The organism is Alteromonas sp. Cnat2-8 (assembly GCF_022348355.1).
In the GTDB taxonomy this organism is placed as follows: Bacteria; Pseudomonadota; Gammaproteobacteria; order Enterobacterales; family Alteromonadaceae; genus Alteromonas; species Alteromonas macleodii.
In genome coordinates, this window is the sequence record NZ_JAKREX010000002.1 from 674867 (window position 1) to 693490 (window position 18624).

Annotated in this window: 16 protein-coding genes; 3 read left to right on the top strand and 13 right to left on the bottom strand. The window is 44.7% G+C overall.

All coding sequences use genetic code 11. From position 1 onward, the window contains the following. Nucleotides 1-88 precede the first annotated feature (88 nt). Complete coding sequence (locus MHN00_RS07050) at nucleotides 89-1033, bottom strand: LysR family transcriptional regulator (protein WP_014950208.1); 945 nt, start codon at nucleotides 1031-1033, stop codon at nucleotides 89-91. Between the two features lie 282 nt (nucleotides 1034-1315). Next, entirely contained in the window at nucleotides 1316-2911 is a 1596-nt protein-coding gene (locus MHN00_RS07055) for an isocitrate lyase (protein ID WP_039228401.1), read from the bottom strand. A 435-nt stretch (nucleotides 2912-3346) separates the two neighbouring features. Here MHN00_RS07055 and MHN00_RS07060 point away from each other — a divergent pair, with 435 nt between their 5' ends. From MHN00_RS07060 to glsB, 3 genes are all read left to right on the top strand, one after another. Beyond that, nucleotides 3347-4306: a chemotaxis protein CheV gene (locus tag MHN00_RS07060; protein WP_239300774.1), complete on the top strand. Its 960-nt coding sequence runs from the start codon at nucleotides 3347-3349 to the stop codon at nucleotides 4304-4306. 233 nt (nucleotides 4307-4539) lie between these two features. After that, on the top strand, nucleotides 4540-6018 hold the full coding sequence (locus MHN00_RS07065) for an alkaline phosphatase (protein ID WP_239300775.1): 1479 nt from the start codon (nucleotides 4540-4542) through the stop codon (nucleotides 6016-6018). Nucleotides 6019-6120: 102 nt separating this feature from the next. Next, nucleotides 6121-7029 carry a glutaminase B gene (gene glsB, locus MHN00_RS07070; protein ID WP_014950204.1) on the top strand — a complete coding sequence of 303 codons (909 nt, stop codon included), beginning with the start codon at nucleotides 6121-6123 and terminating at the stop codon, nucleotides 7027-7029. A gap of 40 nt (nucleotides 7030-7069) precedes the next feature. On the opposite strand, the gene MHN00_RS07075 is transcribed toward glsB, so the two are convergent. From MHN00_RS07075 to MHN00_RS07125, 11 genes are all read right to left on the bottom strand, one after another. Then, nucleotides 7070-8434 carry a lipocalin-like domain-containing protein gene (locus tag MHN00_RS07075; protein ID WP_239300776.1) on the bottom strand — a complete coding sequence of 455 codons (1365 nt, stop codon included), beginning with the start codon at nucleotides 8432-8434 and terminating at the stop codon, nucleotides 7070-7072. Next, complete coding sequence (locus MHN00_RS07080) at nucleotides 8431-11358, bottom strand: ABC transporter permease (protein ID WP_239300777.1); 2928 nt, start codon at nucleotides 11356-11358, stop codon at nucleotides 8431-8433. Before MHN00_RS07080 ends, MHN00_RS07075 begins: the two co-directional genes overlap by 4 nt. Nucleotides 11359-11429: 71 nt before the next feature. Then, nucleotides 11430-12152 (bottom strand): ABC transporter ATP-binding protein, encoded by a 723-nt coding sequence (locus MHN00_RS07085; RefSeq protein ID WP_239300778.1) that lies wholly within the window; start codon nucleotides 12150-12152, stop codon nucleotides 11430-11432. Between the two features lie 335 nt (nucleotides 12153-12487). Further along, nucleotides 12488-13189, bottom strand: coding sequence for a VC0807 family protein (locus MHN00_RS07090; protein ID WP_039218203.1), 702 nt, complete (start codon nucleotides 13187-13189; stop codon nucleotides 12488-12490). 46 nt (nucleotides 13190-13235) lie between these two features. After that, a complete protein-coding gene (locus MHN00_RS07095) occupies nucleotides 13236-13775 on the bottom strand; it encodes a rhomboid family intramembrane serine protease (RefSeq protein WP_239300779.1) in 540 nt (179 codons plus the stop codon). A gap of 19 nt (nucleotides 13776-13794) precedes the next feature. Next, complete coding sequence (locus MHN00_RS07100) at nucleotides 13795-14961, bottom strand: glutathionylspermidine synthase family protein (protein WP_168463599.1); 1167 nt, start codon at nucleotides 14959-14961, stop codon at nucleotides 13795-13797. A 2-nt stretch (nucleotides 14962-14963) separates the two neighbouring features. Beyond that, nucleotides 14964-15632, bottom strand: coding sequence for a DUF1190 family protein (locus tag MHN00_RS07105; RefSeq protein ID WP_014977050.1), 669 nt, complete (start codon nucleotides 15630-15632; stop codon nucleotides 14964-14966). 10 nt (nucleotides 15633-15642) lie between these two features. Beyond that, the gene (locus MHN00_RS07110) at nucleotides 15643-16059 is read right to left on the bottom strand and encodes a DUF350 domain-containing protein (RefSeq protein WP_014950196.1); all 417 of its coding nucleotides are present in this window, start codon (nucleotides 16057-16059) and stop codon (nucleotides 15643-15645) included. 16 nt (nucleotides 16060-16075) lie between these two features. After that, a complete protein-coding gene (locus MHN00_RS07115) occupies nucleotides 16076-16720 on the bottom strand; it encodes a YjfK family protein (RefSeq protein ID WP_014979843.1) in 645 nt (214 codons plus the stop codon). An 11-nt stretch (nucleotides 16721-16731) separates the two neighbouring features. Next, on the bottom strand, nucleotides 16732-17787 hold the full coding sequence (locus tag MHN00_RS07120) for a potassium channel family protein (protein ID WP_170826512.1): 1056 nt from the start codon (nucleotides 17785-17787) through the stop codon (nucleotides 16732-16734). Nucleotides 17788-17935: 148 nt separating this feature from the next. Next, the gene (locus tag MHN00_RS07125) at nucleotides 17936-18616 is read right to left on the bottom strand and encodes a PspA/IM30 family protein (protein WP_014950193.1); all 681 of its coding nucleotides are present in this window, start codon (nucleotides 18614-18616) and stop codon (nucleotides 17936-17938) included. Nucleotides 18617-18624 lie beyond the last annotated feature (8 nt).

The window sequence follows — 18624 nt, forward strand, 5'->3', positions numbered from 1 at the left end:
ATACATTTGTCTGTTCACCCAGTGTAGTGTGTATAGAGATAGTTTTTTAATTTATGGTTTGTATTTCTGCCATATATTTTGTGAATGTTTAGCCCGCATTCATTTCGCTAGCTACATCGCTGATTAAGCGGCGCAACCAAATGTGACCTGCGTCGTGGTGAAGTAAGGCACTCCACGCCATTTTTAGCGCAATAGGTGGTATGTCGAAAGGCGGCTCTTTAATCACCACATCTGGGTCGTGTTTGAACAAACGCGCCGCTTTGCTTGGTAAGGTAGCAATAAGTTTTTGCTTTTTCGCAATCTGAAGCGCTGCATGGTAATGACGAGTAAATACGCGAATAGCACGCTGTTTCCCGATTTTTGTAAGCTCAGCGTCAACCCAACCCAGTTTTTGTACTTCATTTGGATCAATACCTACACCTACGCCAAACCCAGTTTTACTCACCCAAATATGCTGGGCACTCAAGTAGCCTTCTAGGTTGCATTTTTCTACTAGCGGATGGTCGGAACTCATTACGCAGCTAAAGGTGTCATACCAGATAACTTTTTGGTGAAACGACAAAGGTAGTTCATCGAAGCGGTTGATTGCCATATCCACTTTACCTTGCTCGACATCGTGAAACGTCACGTCACTCGGCGTAATAAGGTCAAGCGTAATATTGGGCGCTAAATCCGCCAGTCTTCCAACAAGTTCAAGTAACAAGGTACTCTCTGCATAGTCACTGGTCATAATGCGGAAGGTTCGGTCGCTGGTTAACGGATCGAAATCAGTCTCGGGTTGAATAGAGCTTTCCAATCGACTAAGCACATCGCGAATAATGGGTTGTAGTTCAAGCGCGCGCTTAGTGGGGGTCATCCCATCGCTGGTACGCACTAAAAGCGGATCTTTAAATAGATCGCGAAGGCGCTTCAGGCCGTTACTCATTGCTGGCTGAGTAATGCTTAGCTGGTTTGCAGCTTTCGTTACACTTCCTTCGCGCAACAGCACATCTAAATAAACCAATAAATTCAGGTCGACCTTCGCTATATTCATTATTCTAATGCTCTTTTTAAACCTAATTAAACATAGCTATTATAAAGCTTTTTTATTTCAATGTCAGATAAGCGTTTAGTCTTAAATTGGCCGCCGTTATACCTATAAGGTATTGAAATATAGTTGGTATATTGTTTTTTTATGAAATTTAGAAAAATATGGCTTTTTTTGTTTTATGCAAAAAGCATAAGTGAAGTGAATGACGCGCACAAAAAAGGGCACCCGAAGGTGCCCTGTAGGAAAGGTTGGGATGCTTTCCGTTTAACTCATTGCCTGTTCACGTTATACGTCAAACTGGTTCATGGTGTTATCTTCACCAGACGCTTTTAGTGCGCCTTCGCCAGAGAAGTATTCTTTGTGTGTATCACCTAGGTCAGAACCTGCCATCGCTTGGTGCTTAACGCACGCTAGACCTTGGCGAATTTCTTGACGCTGAACACCGCGTACATAAGCAAGCATACCTTCTTCACCGAAGTAACCTTTTGCAAGGTTGTCAGTAGACAGTGCTGCAGTGTGATAAGTCGGTAGCGTGATAAGGTGGTGGAAGATACCCGCTTCGCGTGCTGCGTCAGCCTGGAAGCTCTTAATCTTCTCGTCGGCCGCAGCTGCTAGTTCGCTGTCATCATAGTCGGCAGACATAAGTTTCGCGCGGTCGTAGCCAGAAACGTCTTTACCTTCTTCACTCCAGGCATCAAATACTTGCTGACGGAAGTTAAGCGTCCAGTTGAACGATGGAGAATTGTTATAAACCAGCTTAGCATTTGGTACTTGTTCGCGAATAGCGTTAACCATTTCAGCAATTTGGCCAACGTGAGGCTTTTCAGTTTCAATCCAAAGCAAGTCAGCGCCGTGCTTAAGTGACGTTACACAGTCAAGTACTACACGGTCAAAACCTGTGTTGTCTTTAAAGCGGAACAGACCGTTTGGTAAGCGCTCAGGTTTAACCAGCTTGCCACCTTGCTTAAGCACTAGATCACCTTCAGTTAGATCTTCAACACCTGCAACTTCAGTCGTTTTAAGGAACGCGTTGTACTGGGCAGCTAGGTCACCTTCTGATGTAGATACTGGGATCTTCTGAGTCAGACCAGCACCTAGTGAGTCAGTACGTGCAACAATTACACCTTCATCAACACCTAGTTCAAGGAATGCATAGCGTACTGCATTGATTTTCGCTAGGAAGTCTTCGTGTGGCACGGTTACTTTACCGTCTTGGTGACCACATTGCTTCGCGTCCGATACTTGGTTCTCAATTTGGATACAGCATGCACCTGCTTCAATCATTTGCTTTGCAAGTAGGTAGGTTGCTTCTTCGTTACCAAAGCCCGCATCGATATCTGCGATAATTGGAACTACGTGAGTTTCGTAATTGTCGATTTCAGCTTGAATCGCAGCTACATCACCACCGTTTTTCTTAGCGTCGTCTAGCTTGTGGAAAAGGTCGCCTAATTCACGCGCATCTGCTTGGCGAAGGAAAGTATAAAGTTCTTCGATAAGCGCAGACACTGATGTTTTTTCATGCATTGATTGGTCAGGAAGAGGACCAAATTCAGAGCGAAGTGCTGCTACCATCCAGCCTGAAAGGTAAAGGTAGCTTTTGTTAGTTGTGCCTTGATGCTTTTTAACTGAAAGCATTTTTTGTTGGCCTACGAAGCCATGCCAGCAGCCTAGTGACTGTGTGTACTGAGACGAATCTGCGTCGTATTCAGCCATGTCTTTGCGCATAATGCTTGCAGTGTAGCGAGCAATGTCTAAACCTGTTTTAAAACGGTTTTGAACCTTCATGCGTGCAGCGAATTCTGGGTTGATACCTTCCCAAGTTCCGTTTTGTGCTGCCTTTAATGTGGCGAAGTTATCAATGTCTTGTTGATATTGCGACATGAGCGTCTCTCCCGACTATAATTAAAATACTTAACGTTGTTTATGTTTACGCTGTAGGGCGTTCCCGTTGATTCCATTTCATCCTAGTGCCGGATTTGGAATAATAGAAATATATATTTTGCATTGCGGTCATTTATTTTGTGAATGTCTGGCGCCGAAAGTCTAGATACTGTAAATCTTTGACACCTATGTTTGATGGTTTTAAGGCAATGGGGCAGCAGTGGGGCAAGAAGTGGTCGGTAAAAAAATAACTTACGTCGGTTGCAAACGCTTGCTGGTGTTGACTATTTCGCCTGTCTATTAGCTAAAAGGGTAATAGCTTTGCCGGTGTGAGCAAGGTAAATTTGGGCGTAGAGCTTCACGCTAGAAAATCTTGTCCGATACGAGGGCGCTTTTGTTTTAGCTTGTTGATATATAATATGAAAAGTGGGTGTTATGAGTAGTAGTGTATTGTCGTCAGTTGACCAAAGAACCAAGCTTGTTGGCGAAAACAGGCTTGAGCTTTTGATGTTTCAACTGGGAACGCGACACATTTTTGCCATGAACGTCTTTAAAATTAAAGAAGTTATAAACGTACCCAAGCTCAATATAATGCCGGGTTCACATCACAACCTGAAAGGCGTGATGAACTACCGAGGAAGCTCCATTCCAATTATAGACTTGCGTCAGGCAATCAAAATGCGCGGTTCAGCTACGCAAGCAACAGCGAAGAATGTCATTATCACTGAATATAACAGAAGCGTGCAGGGCTTCATTATTGGTGAAGTGAAAAACATAGTGAATACATCGTGGGGAACCATTCAACCACCCCCTAGCGGCATTGGAAAATCCAATTATTTAACCGCCATAACTCAGGTGAATGTTGAGGGTAAACAAGAGCTGGTAGAAATCATCGATGTTGAAAAAGTACTCGCGGAAATCATCGATTACGACACATCTATCTCTGAAGAAGTGCTAGATAAAGACATTGTTAACCACTTCTTAGGCAAGAAAGTGTTGATAGTAGATGATTCAAGCACAGCAAGAAAACAGATTAAAGATACGTTAGAGCAGCTAGGTATAACAATCATCGAACGTAAAAACGGCGCTGAAGCGTTAGCGCTGCTGAAAAAGTGGGCCGATGAGGGGAAGAACCCAACCGACGAAATTTTACTAATGTTTACCGACGCAGAAATGCCAGAAATGGACGGCTATCGGCTTACTTCTGAAGTGCGTAACGATCCTCGAATGAGCAATTTATTTATAGCACTCAACACATCATTAAGCGGAAGCTTCAACGACGCCATGGTAGAAAAAGTTGGATGCAACAGGTTTATCTCCAAATTCCAGCCCGACATGCTCGTAGACGTGGCACAACAGCGCATGCGCGAATACCTCTCATCACAAAATAAGTAGTCGCTTCCATCTTAAAAGTTGCTAATTTAATGAGATGACCAGATGGTCATCTCATGCTTGCGTTATTTTGTCCAAAAGCTTTGAGCATCTTGCCAGCCTGCTTTACACTATTGCATCTTATCGCTTTGCTAACATCATTATGATCACCAAAGAATCATTCGCGATAGTGTCGTTATTGTTGTATCTGCGGGTATCCAGGCCAGTAGGTACCTTACTTACTCAGGGAAGTTTAAATGATTAAACAATTTGTTCGCACATCACTACTAAGTTGTGCGTCTATTGCTGTTCTTGCGGGTTGTGGTATCACTGAATCTATGACCGAATCAGCAAGTGCAACCGGTACGCAAACTAAAGGTGTACCGAAAAATATAATAATGGTTGTAGCCGACGGTATGGGGCCTGCCTATACCACGGCTTATCGTAATTATGTAGATGACCCGTCAACACCGAAAATCGAATCGGTTGTGTTTGACGATATTTTAGTGGGCAATGCTTCAACGTATCCTGCGCAAGTATCTGGTTACGTTACCGATTCAGCCGCTGCTGCAACAGCGCTTGCTACAGGCGTTAAGTCGTACAACGGTGCAATTGGTGTTGATGTAAATAAACAACCAGTAAACTCTGTTATGTACCATGCTAAGAGTAAAGGCATGCGTACTGGTTTGGCAGTAACGTCTCAAATTGTTCATGCGACACCTGCGTCATACATTGCGCATAACGAAAGCCGTAAGAACTACAACGAAATAGCTGAAGATTTCTTTGATGTTCGCGTGGACGGTAAGTTTGTCGCTGACGTGATGCTAGGCGGTGGAACGTCTTACTTTGAACGCGATGACAGAGATATTTTGGCGCAGTTTATTGATGCTGGCTACGAATATGCCGATTCATATAACCGTCTGGCTTCAGTGCCTGCGGGAAGTAATGTTCTCGGTCTGTTTGCTCCAGTAGCGCTGCCTGCGGTATTGGATGACAAGCGCAAAAATCGTCTTGAGTACCTAACTCAACATGCTATTAAACACTTAGAAAACGACAATGGGTTCTTTCTTCTCGTTGAAGCAAGCCAAGTAGATTGGGCTGGTCACGCAAACGATATCGCGTCTGCCATGGCTGAGATGCACGATTTAGCGCAAACCATGGAATATTTGCGAGATTATGTAAAAGCACACCCTGACACTCTTGTTATCTTGACGGCGGATCACAGCACAGGTGGCTTAACCATTGGCGCAAACGGCGACTACCGCTGGAGCCCTGAACATCTTAAGTCAATGTCAGCCTCGGTAATGACAATTGCTTTAGAGATGGCAAATGAAGAGAACCCTGGCGAGTTTGTGGCGCAGAAGCTTGGCTTGTCGTTGAGTGAAGAAGAGCTTGCTACGCTAGATAGCGTATCAAACCAAGATGATGAAACTCGCTTCATGGCAGTAAAAACCTTCTTAGACACCAAAACAAACACGGGGTGGACAACAGGCGGTCACACTGGTGTAGATGTTGAAGTATTTGCTTTTGGTGCTGGTTATCAATCGCTTATGGGGCAAATTGATAACACGGATATTGCAAAAACAATCTTCAGTTTTATCGATAAAAAACAGCCAGTAATAATCGATTCCGATTCAAATAAAGTATCAGAAAAGGTATCGACCAACATTGAGCTTACGTCAGACGAAGATGATGATGGCTTGTGTGACTTTAAGGAAGATTGGCGCTGTAACTAATCGCTACATTGTTTGTATAGAAATTAAAGCGCCAGCGTTTTTATAACAAGGCGCTTTATTTTTATCTGTGGTAAGCAGGAAAGGGGAACTATGAAAAACGAAATGCTGGCACTACTTCAAGATATCTATGATGAAGTTGAGCCCATGTTGGGCATGGGAAAAGTTGCCGACTACATCCCTGCGTTGGCCACGGTTAATCCACGGCAATTTGGCATTTCAATTTGCGATACAAACGGTCAAATAACGTCGATAGGCGATGCGAGCGTTCCTTTTTCTATTCAAAGTATCTCAAAAGTCTTTAATCTTGTTTTAGCTATCAATCACTACGGTGAAACCATGTGGGAGCGAGTTGGATGCGAGCCATCCGGCCTGCCGTTTAATTCTCTTGTGCAGTTGGAATATGAAAACGGTATTCCCCGCAACCCCTTCATTAATGCCGGTGCGCTGGTGGTTAGTGATATGGTGCAATCTCGGTTCGCTTCCCCTTATATTGCCATGCGAGATTTCGTAAGACGCTTAAGCTGTAACGGCGATATCGTGGTAAATAAGGTGGTGGCGGAGTCTGAATACGAGCACCGCTCTCGCAATGCAGCAATGGCATATTTGATGAAAGCCTACGGAAATTTTGAAAACGAAGTGGAAGATGTGCTTCGTAATTATTTTCACAACTGTGCGCTAGAAATGAGTTGTGAGGACTTGGCGCGCTCAACGAGTTTTCTTGCTAACGCAGGTTTTTCTACTTGCGCAAATGAAAAGGTGCTAACGCCTTATCAAACCAAACAAGTGAACGCGCTTCTGGCGACTAGTGGGATGTATGACGAAGCTGGGAGCTTTGCTTTTAAAGTAGGCTTGCCGGGTAAAAGTGGCGTAGGTGGAGGCATAGTGGCTGTTGTGCCAGGACGCTTTTCAATATGCGTATTTTCGCCAGCGCTTAATAGCGTGGGTAATTCTCAGCTAGGTGTGGCGGCTTTGACATCGCTAAGTGAACGCATCAATTGGTCTATTTATTAGGGGCTATTACGCTTCGCTGTATATCAAAGGTCAACAGGCCTTAGTAGCCTGTCAATTCCATAAAGCCGCTCCCTGAATGGGAGCCTTTTATTTCCACCCGCCCTTCATAATAGGGAAATAAGCTGTTATTCCATTGGTTTTCTTTAAACGGTTTTACAGTAACGTCGATATCTTTTATTGGTATTTGAATGCGCCAAATGGTGGGGACAGCGCGAGGTACTCCTCCCTCGTTGATTGTTTCATACGCCGTTGGCGTAATTGATACGTTGGCTTGGTCGATAGTTTCTTTCGTGCCATTTTCCGCTATATAGCTAGCCGTTGTGAATATTTCGCTGTGTTTGCTTTTGCTATTTTTCATGTTTTCATTCATGGCGTGCATGCGAAACGCCATCAATTTACTTCCATCGTCTAAATGCAGCGAGAACCAATCCCATCCCATGGCTTCACTGTTGGCTAGGTGGCTCGTCCATTCGTGATCAAACCAGCCTTTACCCGCAACTTTTACGCTATTGCCCTCTATGTTTAACGTACCTTTCGCGTTAATAAAAGGTTGGCTGTAATAGTAAGAGCGAAGGCGTTCGTCTTGTGTTTTTTTACTGTAGCCGTTATCACCCTGTTTGATGAAAGGCCCATAGGTATCTAGATTAAGCGAGACTTTGACGGCGCTTACGCTCGGCGCGTCATTTAATTCTGATAAGCTGTCTGCAGAGGTAGCGGGGATTTTTTCATTTATTTTGACCGGATGATGCGTGCTGCTTTGCCCAAAAGCGACTTTTAACACGGACGGGAACATGGCTTTGCTTTCTGCACCTGCTTGGACCTCCGCCTGTGCCGCTTTCCAAACCCAATCGTCAATAACTGTCGTAAAGGGTTGCTGATCCACATAGGCATTACCTACACCGCCGCTTGCAAATCGCTCTTCGAAATAATGCTGTTCAGCGGTATGTAGCGAAGCATGTCCCATCCATTGCTGGCCATTGCTCCAGTTTTTTGCGATATGGTTGTTGGCGTTAACTTCAGCACTATTTTCAGCATTAGCCTTAGTGCTTTGAGGGGCGTCTAGCTCAGTATTGAAACGAAAAAGCGTATATTGAAGGCCGAACTCTTGCCCGTCTTCAGCGCTTAACACAAACGTGAGGTACCACCACTCTAACTGAAAATCGGGATGACTCATGTGATCGCGTGGTAATTCAACAGTATTGCCCCGCTTTACTGGCGTAAAGGCGTCGCTCGACTGCATGTTTCCAAAAAAGCCGTTTGGCGTGGAGGTTCCCAGAGTTTCGTTTTCATCTTTTGGGTTTTCAGTACATGCATTCAACGTGAAACAAACAGCTACAAGTACTAAAAAGATGTTGGCTTTAAATCGCAAAAACGTGGTGTTGGTGCTACGTAATTGGTTTGTCATAGCTGAACTTCCTGCCTTAAATCAATTTTCGGCTTAAGTTTTCCTAAAGGTAACAACAGCACCAGTGAAACGATAAGCAGCGATAACCCCACGCTAGAGAGAATAACCTCTGCATTAATTGAAAGCGGGTACACCCAGTTAAATGCATGCCGGTTTACTTGTTGAATAAAGACATAGGCCAAGTACACGCCAAAAGGAATGGCGAGCAAGGCTGAGATAAAACAAAGCAGCAAATATTGCGCAAACAGGGATGCTTTTACTTTAAGCTGACTAACGCCAAGGGCACGCAATACAGATAACTGCGCTGCGCTGCCTATGGTTAGTACCGTCAGCGAAACAGCGAAGGCGACGCCCGCAACCAATAGGGTGGTAATGTTAAGGCCGTCGGTTAATACAAAGGTACGATCAAAGGTCTGCATAGAGGTATCTAACAGCGCTTGTCGGGTATAAAGGGCAATTTCGCGGTGTTCCCCTAACTGTGATTTTAGCTGCTGTTCGAGGATGTCCTTTCCATAGGTGCTTTGTTTGTTGTCGCCTATCACGTTAGTCTCAATAGGCGGCTCTGGGTAAATAGCCACTACACCGGAAAAAAGTTGATCCCTGATAAGGACATCGTTTCGATTAAATGAGGGAAGAGGCACTAATATTTGCCCGTTCAGGTTACCGTAGTCGGGATAAATACCCAGTACTTTCCATTGAGGCGTCGCTGCAAATACGTTTGAGTTCGACGAACTGCTTTGTGAGCCTTGTGTTGGGTCAGTAGTTTTATCTTGTGGCGAGCTATACGCCTCGTTAGATGTATTAATCGCCAAAGAACTTGAATTCGCAGTTTTACGAAGGCGAATATTTTCTATATCTAGCGTGTGTCCTAACTTTGCGTTAAGGGCAAACGCTAATTGCTGATTGATGAATACCCCTTTCCCTTCTGTAAACTCACGCCACACTGTGTTGAGGTCGTTGTTTATTACATCATCGAGGACAAGCGCCTTTTTACCGCTTTGGTGAATGGGGTAGCTACTGATAGAAACGTAAGTGGGCGAGCTGTTACTGACTTCACGTGTCTCTTTATGTGTTTCTTCTTGAGCATGTGAGCTAATGACAGCTCCCTCGGCCTTAAGTAAAGGAGTTAAAGCAAGCGGAGGTAACGATTTGGTAGATAACGTTTCGATACGACTAAGTGGCGCGTCGGTGTACAGATAGAAAGGCGCGTAAAGCCTTTGCGTTAACCATTGTTCAGTGGCGTCTCGAAAGCTGTCCGTCATGGTATTCATACCAATATTTGCGGTTAGCGCGATAAAGAATGCACAAACGGCGAGACGGGTTTTGCTAGACAGTAAGTGCATATTAGCAATGACGTAGTGGAACACGGGCCACTGTCTTGGTACAAATCTAGTCAGTAGCTTAGACAAAATAGGTAACCAAAGAAGAATAAGCGCGCAGCTGGTAAGGAGTAACAGTGCAACAAAGAAAAGTGCTGAAGCCGTAGAAGACACTAACCCCTCAGCGATAAATAACAGTAGTAGGGCACATAATGAGATAAGACCTACGGCAAATTGGCGTAACGCGTTTTCTTTTTTGACTGGCGCTACGGTAAGGGCATTCGAAAGCTTAACTATAGAAACTAACGAAAAAACAACCAGCGATATAAAGGTCGTTGTTAAAGCGAAGCCGAAGGTGACAAGCAGATTAACGTCTGGGTTAACAAATACAGCGTTAAACAATGACGTAAATGTACCGTTTATCACAGGTGACAACCATGACGCAGCTTGAAAACCGACGAACATGCCAATTGGAATACTTATTACGCAGTAAACAAGCAACTCGGTGAATAGGGCAATGCTTAAAATTCGCTGAGATATGCCCAGCTGCCGTAAACGAATGATATTGGGTAGCCGCGTGCGGTACATCAAGTTTAGCGCGTTAAGTACTATAAAAAGCGCCACAACGCCCATTAGCCCACTCATCGCCCAAAGATTTAGTCTAAAACTATCTGGCAACGAACCGGTGTCATTGTCTGTATTGCTAGTGGTTTGCTTTACAGGTATTCCAAGTAGGGTTTCTATTTGGGTTAATTGCTGATGTGATAGCGGTGAAAGTGCAATAAACCCGGAAAGTGGGACGTAAGCTTTCTGTTGCTTTGCTTGTTTCTCTTGCGCGCGTTTAGCATTGTCAGGAATAACAGGCTTAACAGGTTCATTATTCTCAATCGTTACCCCGCCTCTGTAAAACTCATCGATAGAGATCAAAATTGTATTTTGCGGGGCAAAGCTGCTCACATACGCGCTTACCGTTGCAGGCCAATAGGGACTTGGCGCGGATTTTCTATCGGTTTCATTGAGCGTGTCGTGACAGGCCAGTTTTGCGTTCGTTAAGGGGTGAATAAGCCCATTTACAGCGAAGTCGCCCCCAGAATTTGAGCGTAATACGCGACCCGCTGGCGTCTGCTGGTTTTCCATTTCACTAAATTTCTTCGCATTTTGCGATAAATAGGATAGTGAAACAGCGCTATCGTTTTGGGCAGGCGCTTCAAAACCTCTCTTTCTAAATGCACTTCCTAAAAGAGGCTGAGTATCAACACCGATTAATGTGAGAGTTGTTGCTGTGGGCTCGCTGCCATTGCACGATAGGGTGATGTTTCGTTCAGCTATCGCAACAAGCTGGGTAAAACCCTGCTTGCGAAGCGTGGCATAATCACTTTGTGCAAAGCGAGCTCGGCTGTCTGCTGGGGTGATGATACTGCTCAAGGTAAGCCCTTGCTTCGACTGTAACAGTTCACCTTGTGTAGCGCCTTCGTTTATAAGCAAAACGGTAACCAAGCCAGCATTGGCCAGTATAATTGCGGCCATAATGAGCAATGGCTCCCACGGCCTGTGCCTTGCCATTGCTAGTAAGCTAGAAAGCGTTAACAATAAAGTGCGTAGCACGTTATCTTCCTACTTGCTGTTTTCGGTGTCTTTTTCACAGGGCGCATATCGCTAACGTTTTTCACCTGCAATTAGCTTGCAGCTACTGGTGAAGATAAGGTATGTGCTTTAGTTTTATATATCACACTCTCTAATACCCCTTTATGTAGTCGCAAAGCGGCGTCTGCTTTTACTGCGACGTCTTGGCTATGAGTTACCACAACAAGAGAAGTATTGGCCTCTTTACAAGTTTTAAAGAGTAAGTCAGACACGGTTTCGCTAGTGGTTTCGTCTAAATTGCCGGTGGGTTCGTCGGCCAAGATAAGCGAGGGGCGATGTACAAGTGCTCTAGCAATGGCACAGCGCTGCTGTTCACCGCCAGATAACTGACTTAGCGGCTTTTGCGCTAGGGGTAATATCCCTAGCTGCTCCATTAACGCTAATTGGTAGTCCTTATCTACATTACCTTTTAGCCTTGCAGTAAAGGCAATGTTGTCCCACGCATTAAAGCAGTCGAATAGATTGAAGCTTTGAAACACAATACCTAAATGCTGTTTGCGAAAACTATCAATATCCTTCGCTTTAAATGTATTATCGAGTTTGCTATTGCCAGCAATCGACAATCTATTTACCGAAATATCTCCTCCGTCGGGCGTCTCAAATCCAGCAATAAGCGACAGCAAGGTAGATTTACCGCAGCCAGAAGCCCCCTGAATACTCACCGATTCACCTGTCTTTACGGTAAGGTTAAGGTTGTTGATGAGCGGAGCCCCTGTCTTTGAAAAAGATTTCTTTAAGTCTTTTATTGTCAGCATAATTCGCCGTTTTGTATTGAACCGTCTTAGTGTGAACATGAAGGAGCGAGAATGCATGCAATAGGCAATATTCAGCGCTTATGGCGTAATGCTAGAGGCGCAATGCGCGCTTTAAATTAGCGCCAACATGTTCTAATAGAATGGGTTATTTTTATATTTGAGAGTATACGTAATACTCACGCTTTTTGGTTAAAAGCGGTGTGGGAATTTGATGGCTAGTATTCTTCTGCGTTTCAGGAAATTGCTTTAGTAGCCTAAATTACAAAATATGTAATAGCTTCAGTCGTAGGGAAGGGCATGTTAAAGGGGCGTTAAGCCCCTTATCGATTGTCTTTTTACTGATTAATAAAGTTATCGAGTTCTTCGCCAGTAATTTTTTTGATTTGAGCGAATAAATACCAGAGCGCTGCAATAAGCAAAATCATGCTCGGGATCACAATGACTGGATAGCTAAGCGCAGTCATTCGGCCAAGCTCTTCAGTGTATGCCGTAGTGCCCGGCTCACTGACCAATATCATTTTTGCCAAGATATAATTTAGTGCAGAAGAGAGGAAAAACGAACTTGCTACAATATAAGAACTCACCGCAACTTTCTTTTTAAATTCTGGTTGCTTGCCTTTCGCATCAAGAACTTGGTTTAGGTGTGGCCAGTTTATGATTTGGTCGTTCAAAATAAGCATTTTGACCAAGGGTTTATTGGAGTATTGGGTTACCAGTACAGCAATACCGATAATGCCTGGGATAGCGGCTTCTTTTATCGCAATATACTCGGCGGGCAGTTTAAGTAAGCTAAACCCGCCGGTAAGTAGTACGCTGATAATGCCTAAAATGGAAAAGCCGTTGACCTTTCCCGACTCTTTTAAATCCCATAGGCCATAACCAATAGGAAAGCTGAGTGCCGCCACAATGCTCCACGCAGGGCCTAGGTAATCTTCCGAACTTGCATAGCTCATTAGCACCACAGGAATAACAATGTTAAACGCGAGGTTGCCGAAAAAGCCTTGGTTTTTTTGTGTAGGTTCTTGTACTGCTGACATATCTAATTACAACGTCTTATCTTGAGGCTAATTATACGTAAACTAATTAGCGTGCCCAGTGCCATGCGGCAAATAAGCCGCCAATAAAGCCAAACAGATGATATTCAAAGGAAATAAATTTGGATGTGGGAAGCACACCAACCAGCATTCCTCCGTATAGCGCTGCAACTACTAGTGAAATAAGCAAATACCGCACTTTGTTACTTCTAAACCCTGCTAGCACGAGGAAGCCGAAGTAGCCATATACCATGCCGCTCGCGCCAATATGCGTAGCGCTTCTACCGAACAGCCACACGCCCAAACCACCTATAAGCAGTGCGCTTAGCGTAGCGATAAGAAACGTGCGTTTTCCCCACTGCATAGTAAGCCACATGAACAGCAAAAGAGGCACCAAGTTAGCCATCAAATGCGTGGGTGTACCGTGAAGGAAAGGGGCTGTGAATATATATGGCAAGGTTGAAAGTGTACGAGGCACTACACCAAACTGATTAAGTGCATTACCGGTAAGTAAGTTTGCTACTTCTATTACGATTAACAATGCACCTAGCGTCAGTAGAATGCGAATTTGGAAAGAAAGCGGCTTCATCGAACGCCCCTAAAGTAGATTACAAAATAATATGAGGAAGGTAGCGAGAGAGATCTTGGGTAATAGCAGATGCATCTTCTCTTACTGAAATACCTGCTGGCATGTCATCTACCAACCAACTACCTATGAGTGTATGGTTACCTTCAAAAACGGGTAAAGGTTCAAATGCTTGAACAATATAGCCTTCTTCGCCGTAAGGACCATCGCTAAGCCTATTCTCAATTCCACCTTCAATGATAGAAACATTCGCGCCCTCCCTAGAAAACAGAGGCTTTTTAATCCACTTTCCTGATAGTGTGTTTGTGTTTATTTCATCTGAAAAATAAGCGGGAAGCAGGTTAGGGTGGCCTTCAAATTTCTTCCAAAGCTGAGGAAGCAAGGCTTTATTGGAAATTATCGATTTCCATGGGGGCTCTATCCAATTAACTTGGGCATCTTCTAACACATCGCCAAACTCTTCGCGCAGCATAAACTCCCAAGGATAAAGCTTGAAGCAGTCTGTAATTGGCGCGTCTTGAAGATCGGTAAAAACGCCCGTGTCCGCTAACCCAATGTCTTCAATAAATACGAAGTCAGCTAAAAGCCCGGCCTCTGTAGCGCAGTCTTGTAGGTACTGCACTGTTCCGCGGTCTTCCACGGTATCTTTACAACACGCCATGTGCAGTTGATTAATGTTGTAGTGCAATGCTATTTCGCGAAAGCGATGAACTAGTTTTTCTTGCAAGCTATTGAACTGATCAGCGTGCAGGGCGAGTTTGCCGGCATCCACATTTTGTGAAAGCCACAGCCACTGCCAAAAGCCAGATTCATACAAGCTGGTGGGCGTATCTGCATTGTTTTCTAGCAGCTTAGCTGGCCCTTTGCCGCTGTAGACAAGGTCAAGGCGTGAATACAAACTGGGGGCTCTTTCCTGCCAGCTGTTTCTTACTAAGTCCCAATGTTGCTCTGGAATTCGAAAACGAGTAAGTAATTCCTCACTATTAACCACATCTTCTGTCACTGCCAAGCACATTTGATGTAGTTCGGCTGTGGGGTCTTCAATGTCGTTTTCAATTTGCGCTAGCGTGAATTGGTAGTAGGCACTTTCATCCCAATACGGCTCGCCATACATGGTGTGGAAATGAAAACCAAACTCGTTAGCCAACTGCTGCCAGCCCTTGCGAGGCTGGCAAGGCATTCTAAACATAGTTATCCGCCCCAGCCGCCTTTACGGCTGCTGCTACCCCAAGACGATTTTGCACGAACGCTGCTACCAAACCCGCCTCGTTTCATTGTGCGGTTCACGGTAGGCTTAGGCTTATAAACGTCTTTGTTTACGCGATATTTTCTTTTGCGAATGTCACCGTCGAACACATAGCCGTCTGCCGTTATCCAGCGTGAACGAAACGGTGAATTATATGAATAGGAAGTATATAAGGGCTGTGAGTAATAGCGATTTGGCGATAGCAGAGAGCTCACCATGTAGCCTGCCATGAACGGCATGAAAAAGCTGCCGCTACTATTATTCACATATTGGCACTGGTTAGGGCCAAATTCATGTTCGCAGTCGTACTCAGAGCTAAAGCGCGGACTGGTGCGCATGGCCTCGTCGACCGCTGTCTGGTAGGCAGCTTCACAACGCTCTACTGCATCAGGAAAATCCTGTTTACAGTCTTCTAGCGAGGTGTAAATGGTGGCGTCTTCTTTTTCGCCGCCACAACCACTTAAAATAACACTGGCCACACCCAATGCTAAAGGCTTCACGCTAAAACCTTTGCGCATGCGACCAAGGTCAATATGTTTGGTGCGTTTTAATGCGGGCTTCTCACCTTGCACGCTATCAACAACATCAAGCTGAGTGTTTCGTTTATCAGTCATCGCTGCCCCCTTAATAGGTCATGCAAGCGGCATTGAGTAAGCCTACGGCAATAGACATGCTGGCAAGCATAACACCCGCAGAAACTTCGTTATTGTTTATACGCTCAGCGATTTTCGGCATAAAGCTGAAACGCAAAATGGCAAACGCTAGGGATTGTGCAATCACAGCAACCAGCGCCCAAATAGCAAAATCTACTACAGCAACCGAGTTTGAAGCTGCGCTGCCAAGGGCGATAGCAAAACCGATTATAGCACCACCAAAACCGATGGCAGCGGCAACGTTTTTCTCTTCTTTTACCAGCTTCCATTCATCGTGAGGTGTGACCAATGCATACACCAATTTGAAGATAAACAAAAAAACAATCGACAAGCCGAAGTAAAGCGCAAAGTTATCCAGGCCAGCCAAAGATTGCATGATCGTATCCATAGTTATTCCCTTTTTATTAACCGTTTATAGTGATATCTGCAGGTTCAACATCAAACCCCGTTGAAATCACCAAACATCTATCTAAATTATTACCTACTTGCTTTTCTTCACCCACAACAAGCAGGGTTTCAACTCTATCGTTACTGATTGGGCGTTCGTACAGCATCATGAACTGATCAGTGGTACTCACATCACCATCTTCTTCATAGGTAGTTTCAGTGACGGCAACAGGCGGTGACTCATCGCCCACTGCCCCCCACACGCGGGTATAGACCTTGCCGTCAAGCTCATAGGTGGGCTGGCTGATAACGTTTTTCAAGCATTCGTTCCACTGAGCAGTATTACCAATGGTTTTCGTTTCATAAAAGTGCCACAGCTTAACATCGGTAATGTGATTCTCAGACAAGCCGCCGTCGGTGACCACCTGTAAAAATCCATCGTCGTCGGTGTAAAAGCGAAGCAAAGTGCCACCTGTATCTAAGGGCGCTTCACCTACCGCTTGAATTAATTGAGAACGGGCTGCACCTTCAATAGTGAGCTCCGGTTCTAATAGCGAAAGTTTCAAGTTATCTAACTCGAAAGAGCCACCTAAATAAAGCCCCATTATTTCTGGCGACTTAGGTTTTTTAGGTTCTGATTTTTTAAATAATTTACTAAACATGTTTACGCCTCTTAATCAGCGTCTAGAGAAGACCAGTTAATTGCGTTAATGCGGCGCTCAGCAATGTAAAACAAAGTGTCGCCCGGGTTTAACGTAACGTCCAACGGTGGGTTTACCACCATTTCTTTCACAAGGCCATTTGGCGCATAACCAATAAAGATGGCATCGTGTTTACGTTTCAAATTAATAAATAACTTAGCAACAGAAATGGCGTGGCTACTTTCTGGGATTTTTACTGAAAATTGCGCTTGGCCCTCTTCAATACTCAGCAAGTCGTGATGAAGCATACTTGAACCAGGATCAAAAGCGGCTTTAACTAACATTTCTATTGCCACGCTCGGTGTACACTCCACTTTAGGGCAGTGATCCTGAAGTAAGCTGACTAGGCTATCATCATCAAAATAGGCCACCTGATGTGCATCAGGGTTACGCTTAGTACAATACAGCGCGGTAGTCATGGTGACATCGTCTTGTGGGTTATCGATAAGAATAGTTCGGGCGGTGGACACGCAAGCGCGATCCATATCTTCGTCTTTGTTAAACGAATCTACCTTCACGAACTCAATCACGCCAGGCATGGGATTAGTGATATCGGCCTTCACGCACAGCACAATATCGGGGCGCTCTGGCATGGCATCGCGTTCTTGAAGTATTAAATCAAGCAGCAGCATAGTACGCTGCTCATTCCACCCAATTACTAAGATATGTTCATCTAGCATCAAGCTATTCATACCCAACAATCCTTTCTTCCACGTTAATGAAACCCAAGCTGCAATCCGGCCAATTACCATGGCGAAGATACTCAAACCAAGCGGTATGACGTAAAGCGCTACAACCAGTTTTCCCGCTGGCGTGACGGGAGATAAATCACCATAGCCCACTGTAGAGGCGGTGACCGCCAGCCAGTAAATAAAGTCGGCGTTGGTAATTAAATCGTGCTCGTCTGCAGCGTAAAGTAGCCAATAGCTTGTTACTGCGTAAAAGGCGGTGGCACCGACAATAGTGTACCAGCGTGATTCTGCAAAATATTGCAGCATGATTTTTCGCAGTTTTATCCATGGAGACATAAAAGAAACAGCCCTTGTTATGCGTGCCCTTACTCTGCCTTGAAGTACTTGATTTGTCTAGGTTAGCGCTTTACTTAACGGTAATTTACGCAGGAAATTATTGTAACAAGAACTAAAAATGGGAGCGCGTAGCTCCCATTTTTCTCACTTACTTGCCTAGAATTCGCGCTAGCTCGTCATCGGCCGAGGTTTTACCCCCTTTGATACCCGCTTCGGCTAAGCGTTTTTCTAGATCGCTGCTCGACTCATTGTTTGCTAACTCTTCTGCAGCTTGTAGCTCAGCATTGCGCATCTTTTGCTTATCTTGAATACGTGACAGTGACTCTGTCGCCGTTTTCATTTTGCTATTCGCACCCATGTGGCGTGAAGAAACCGCTACTTGCGCCTTCTGAACGCTTTCAGTGGCTTTTACCATATCCACTTGCTGCTCTAAGCGACGTAAATTCGCTTTCGCCTGTTGGATATTTTGTGCCAGCTGCTTTTCTGACTGCTGGAACTGATCAAGATATGTTTGTTCTTGGTCTCGTTCTTCTTTAAGTTCAGACACCTTTTGCGCACAGTCTAACGCGAGTTGGCGGTCGCTATCGATGGCCTTGCGCGCGTGAGCTTCGTATTCCGCAATTGACGAATTGAAGCTATCCACTTTTTGCTGAGAAAGTTTACACTTTGCCAAGATTTGGGTACGTGCATGGTCTGACTTACGCAATTCTTCTTTGGCTTCTCTAATTTCTTGTTCCAGAATTCGAATAGCCTGACTGTCTACGACAGATTGAGCAGCTTCGGTTGCACCACCTTTTACTGCAGTTACTAATTTTTTCCACACTGACATTCGCTTCT

Excerpts from the sequence above, each read along its gene's own strand:
- MHN00_RS07105 (WP_014977050.1), bottom strand. The coding sequence starts at position 15,632 with ATGACTGATAAACGAAACACTCAGCTTGATGTTGTTGATAGCGTGCAA.
- MHN00_RS07075 (WP_239300776.1), bottom strand. The coding sequence starts at position 8,434 with ATGACAAACCAATTACGTAGCACCAACACCACGTTTTTGCGATTTAAA.
- MHN00_RS07050 (WP_014950208.1), bottom strand. The coding sequence starts at position 1,033 with ATGAATATAGCGAAGGTCGACCTGAATTTATTGGTTTATTTAGATGTG.
- MHN00_RS07100 (WP_168463599.1), bottom strand. The coding sequence starts at position 14,961 with ATGTTTAGAATGCCTTGCCAGCCTCGCAAGGGCTGGCAGCAGTTGGCT.
- MHN00_RS07095 (WP_239300779.1), bottom strand. The coding sequence starts at position 13,775 with ATGAAGCCGCTTTCTTTCCAAATTCGCATTCTACTGACGCTAGGTGCA.
- MHN00_RS07060 (WP_239300774.1), top strand. The coding sequence starts at position 3,347 with ATGAGTAGTAGTGTATTGTCGTCAGTTGACCAAAGAACCAAGCTTGTT.
- MHN00_RS07055 (WP_039228401.1), bottom strand. The coding sequence starts at position 2,911 with ATGTCGCAATATCAACAAGACATTGATAACTTCGCCACATTAAAGGCA.
- MHN00_RS07125 (WP_014950193.1), bottom strand. The coding sequence starts at position 18,616 with ATGTCAGTGTGGAAAAAATTAGTAACTGCAGTAAAAGGTGGTGCAACC.
- MHN00_RS07110 (WP_014950196.1), bottom strand. The coding sequence starts at position 16,059 with ATGGATACGATCATGCAATCTTTGGCTGGCCTGGATAACTTTGCGCTT.
- MHN00_RS07115 (WP_014979843.1), bottom strand. The coding sequence starts at position 16,720 with ATGTTTAGTAAATTATTTAAAAAATCAGAACCTAAAAAACCTAAGTCG.
- MHN00_RS07065 (WP_239300775.1), top strand. The coding sequence starts at position 4,540 with ATGATTAAACAATTTGTTCGCACATCACTACTAAGTTGTGCGTCTATT.
- MHN00_RS07085 (WP_239300778.1), bottom strand. The coding sequence starts at position 12,152 with ATGCTGACAATAAAAGACTTAAAGAAATCTTTTTCAAAGACAGGGGCT.
- glsB (WP_014950204.1), top strand. The coding sequence starts at position 6,121 with ATGCTGGCACTACTTCAAGATATCTATGATGAAGTTGAGCCCATGTTG.
- MHN00_RS07120 (WP_170826512.1), bottom strand. The coding sequence starts at position 17,787 with ATGTCTCCATGGATAAAACTGCGAAAAATCATGCTGCAATATTTTGCA.
- MHN00_RS07090 (WP_039218203.1), bottom strand. The coding sequence starts at position 13,189 with ATGTCAGCAGTACAAGAACCTACACAAAAAAACCAAGGCTTTTTCGGC.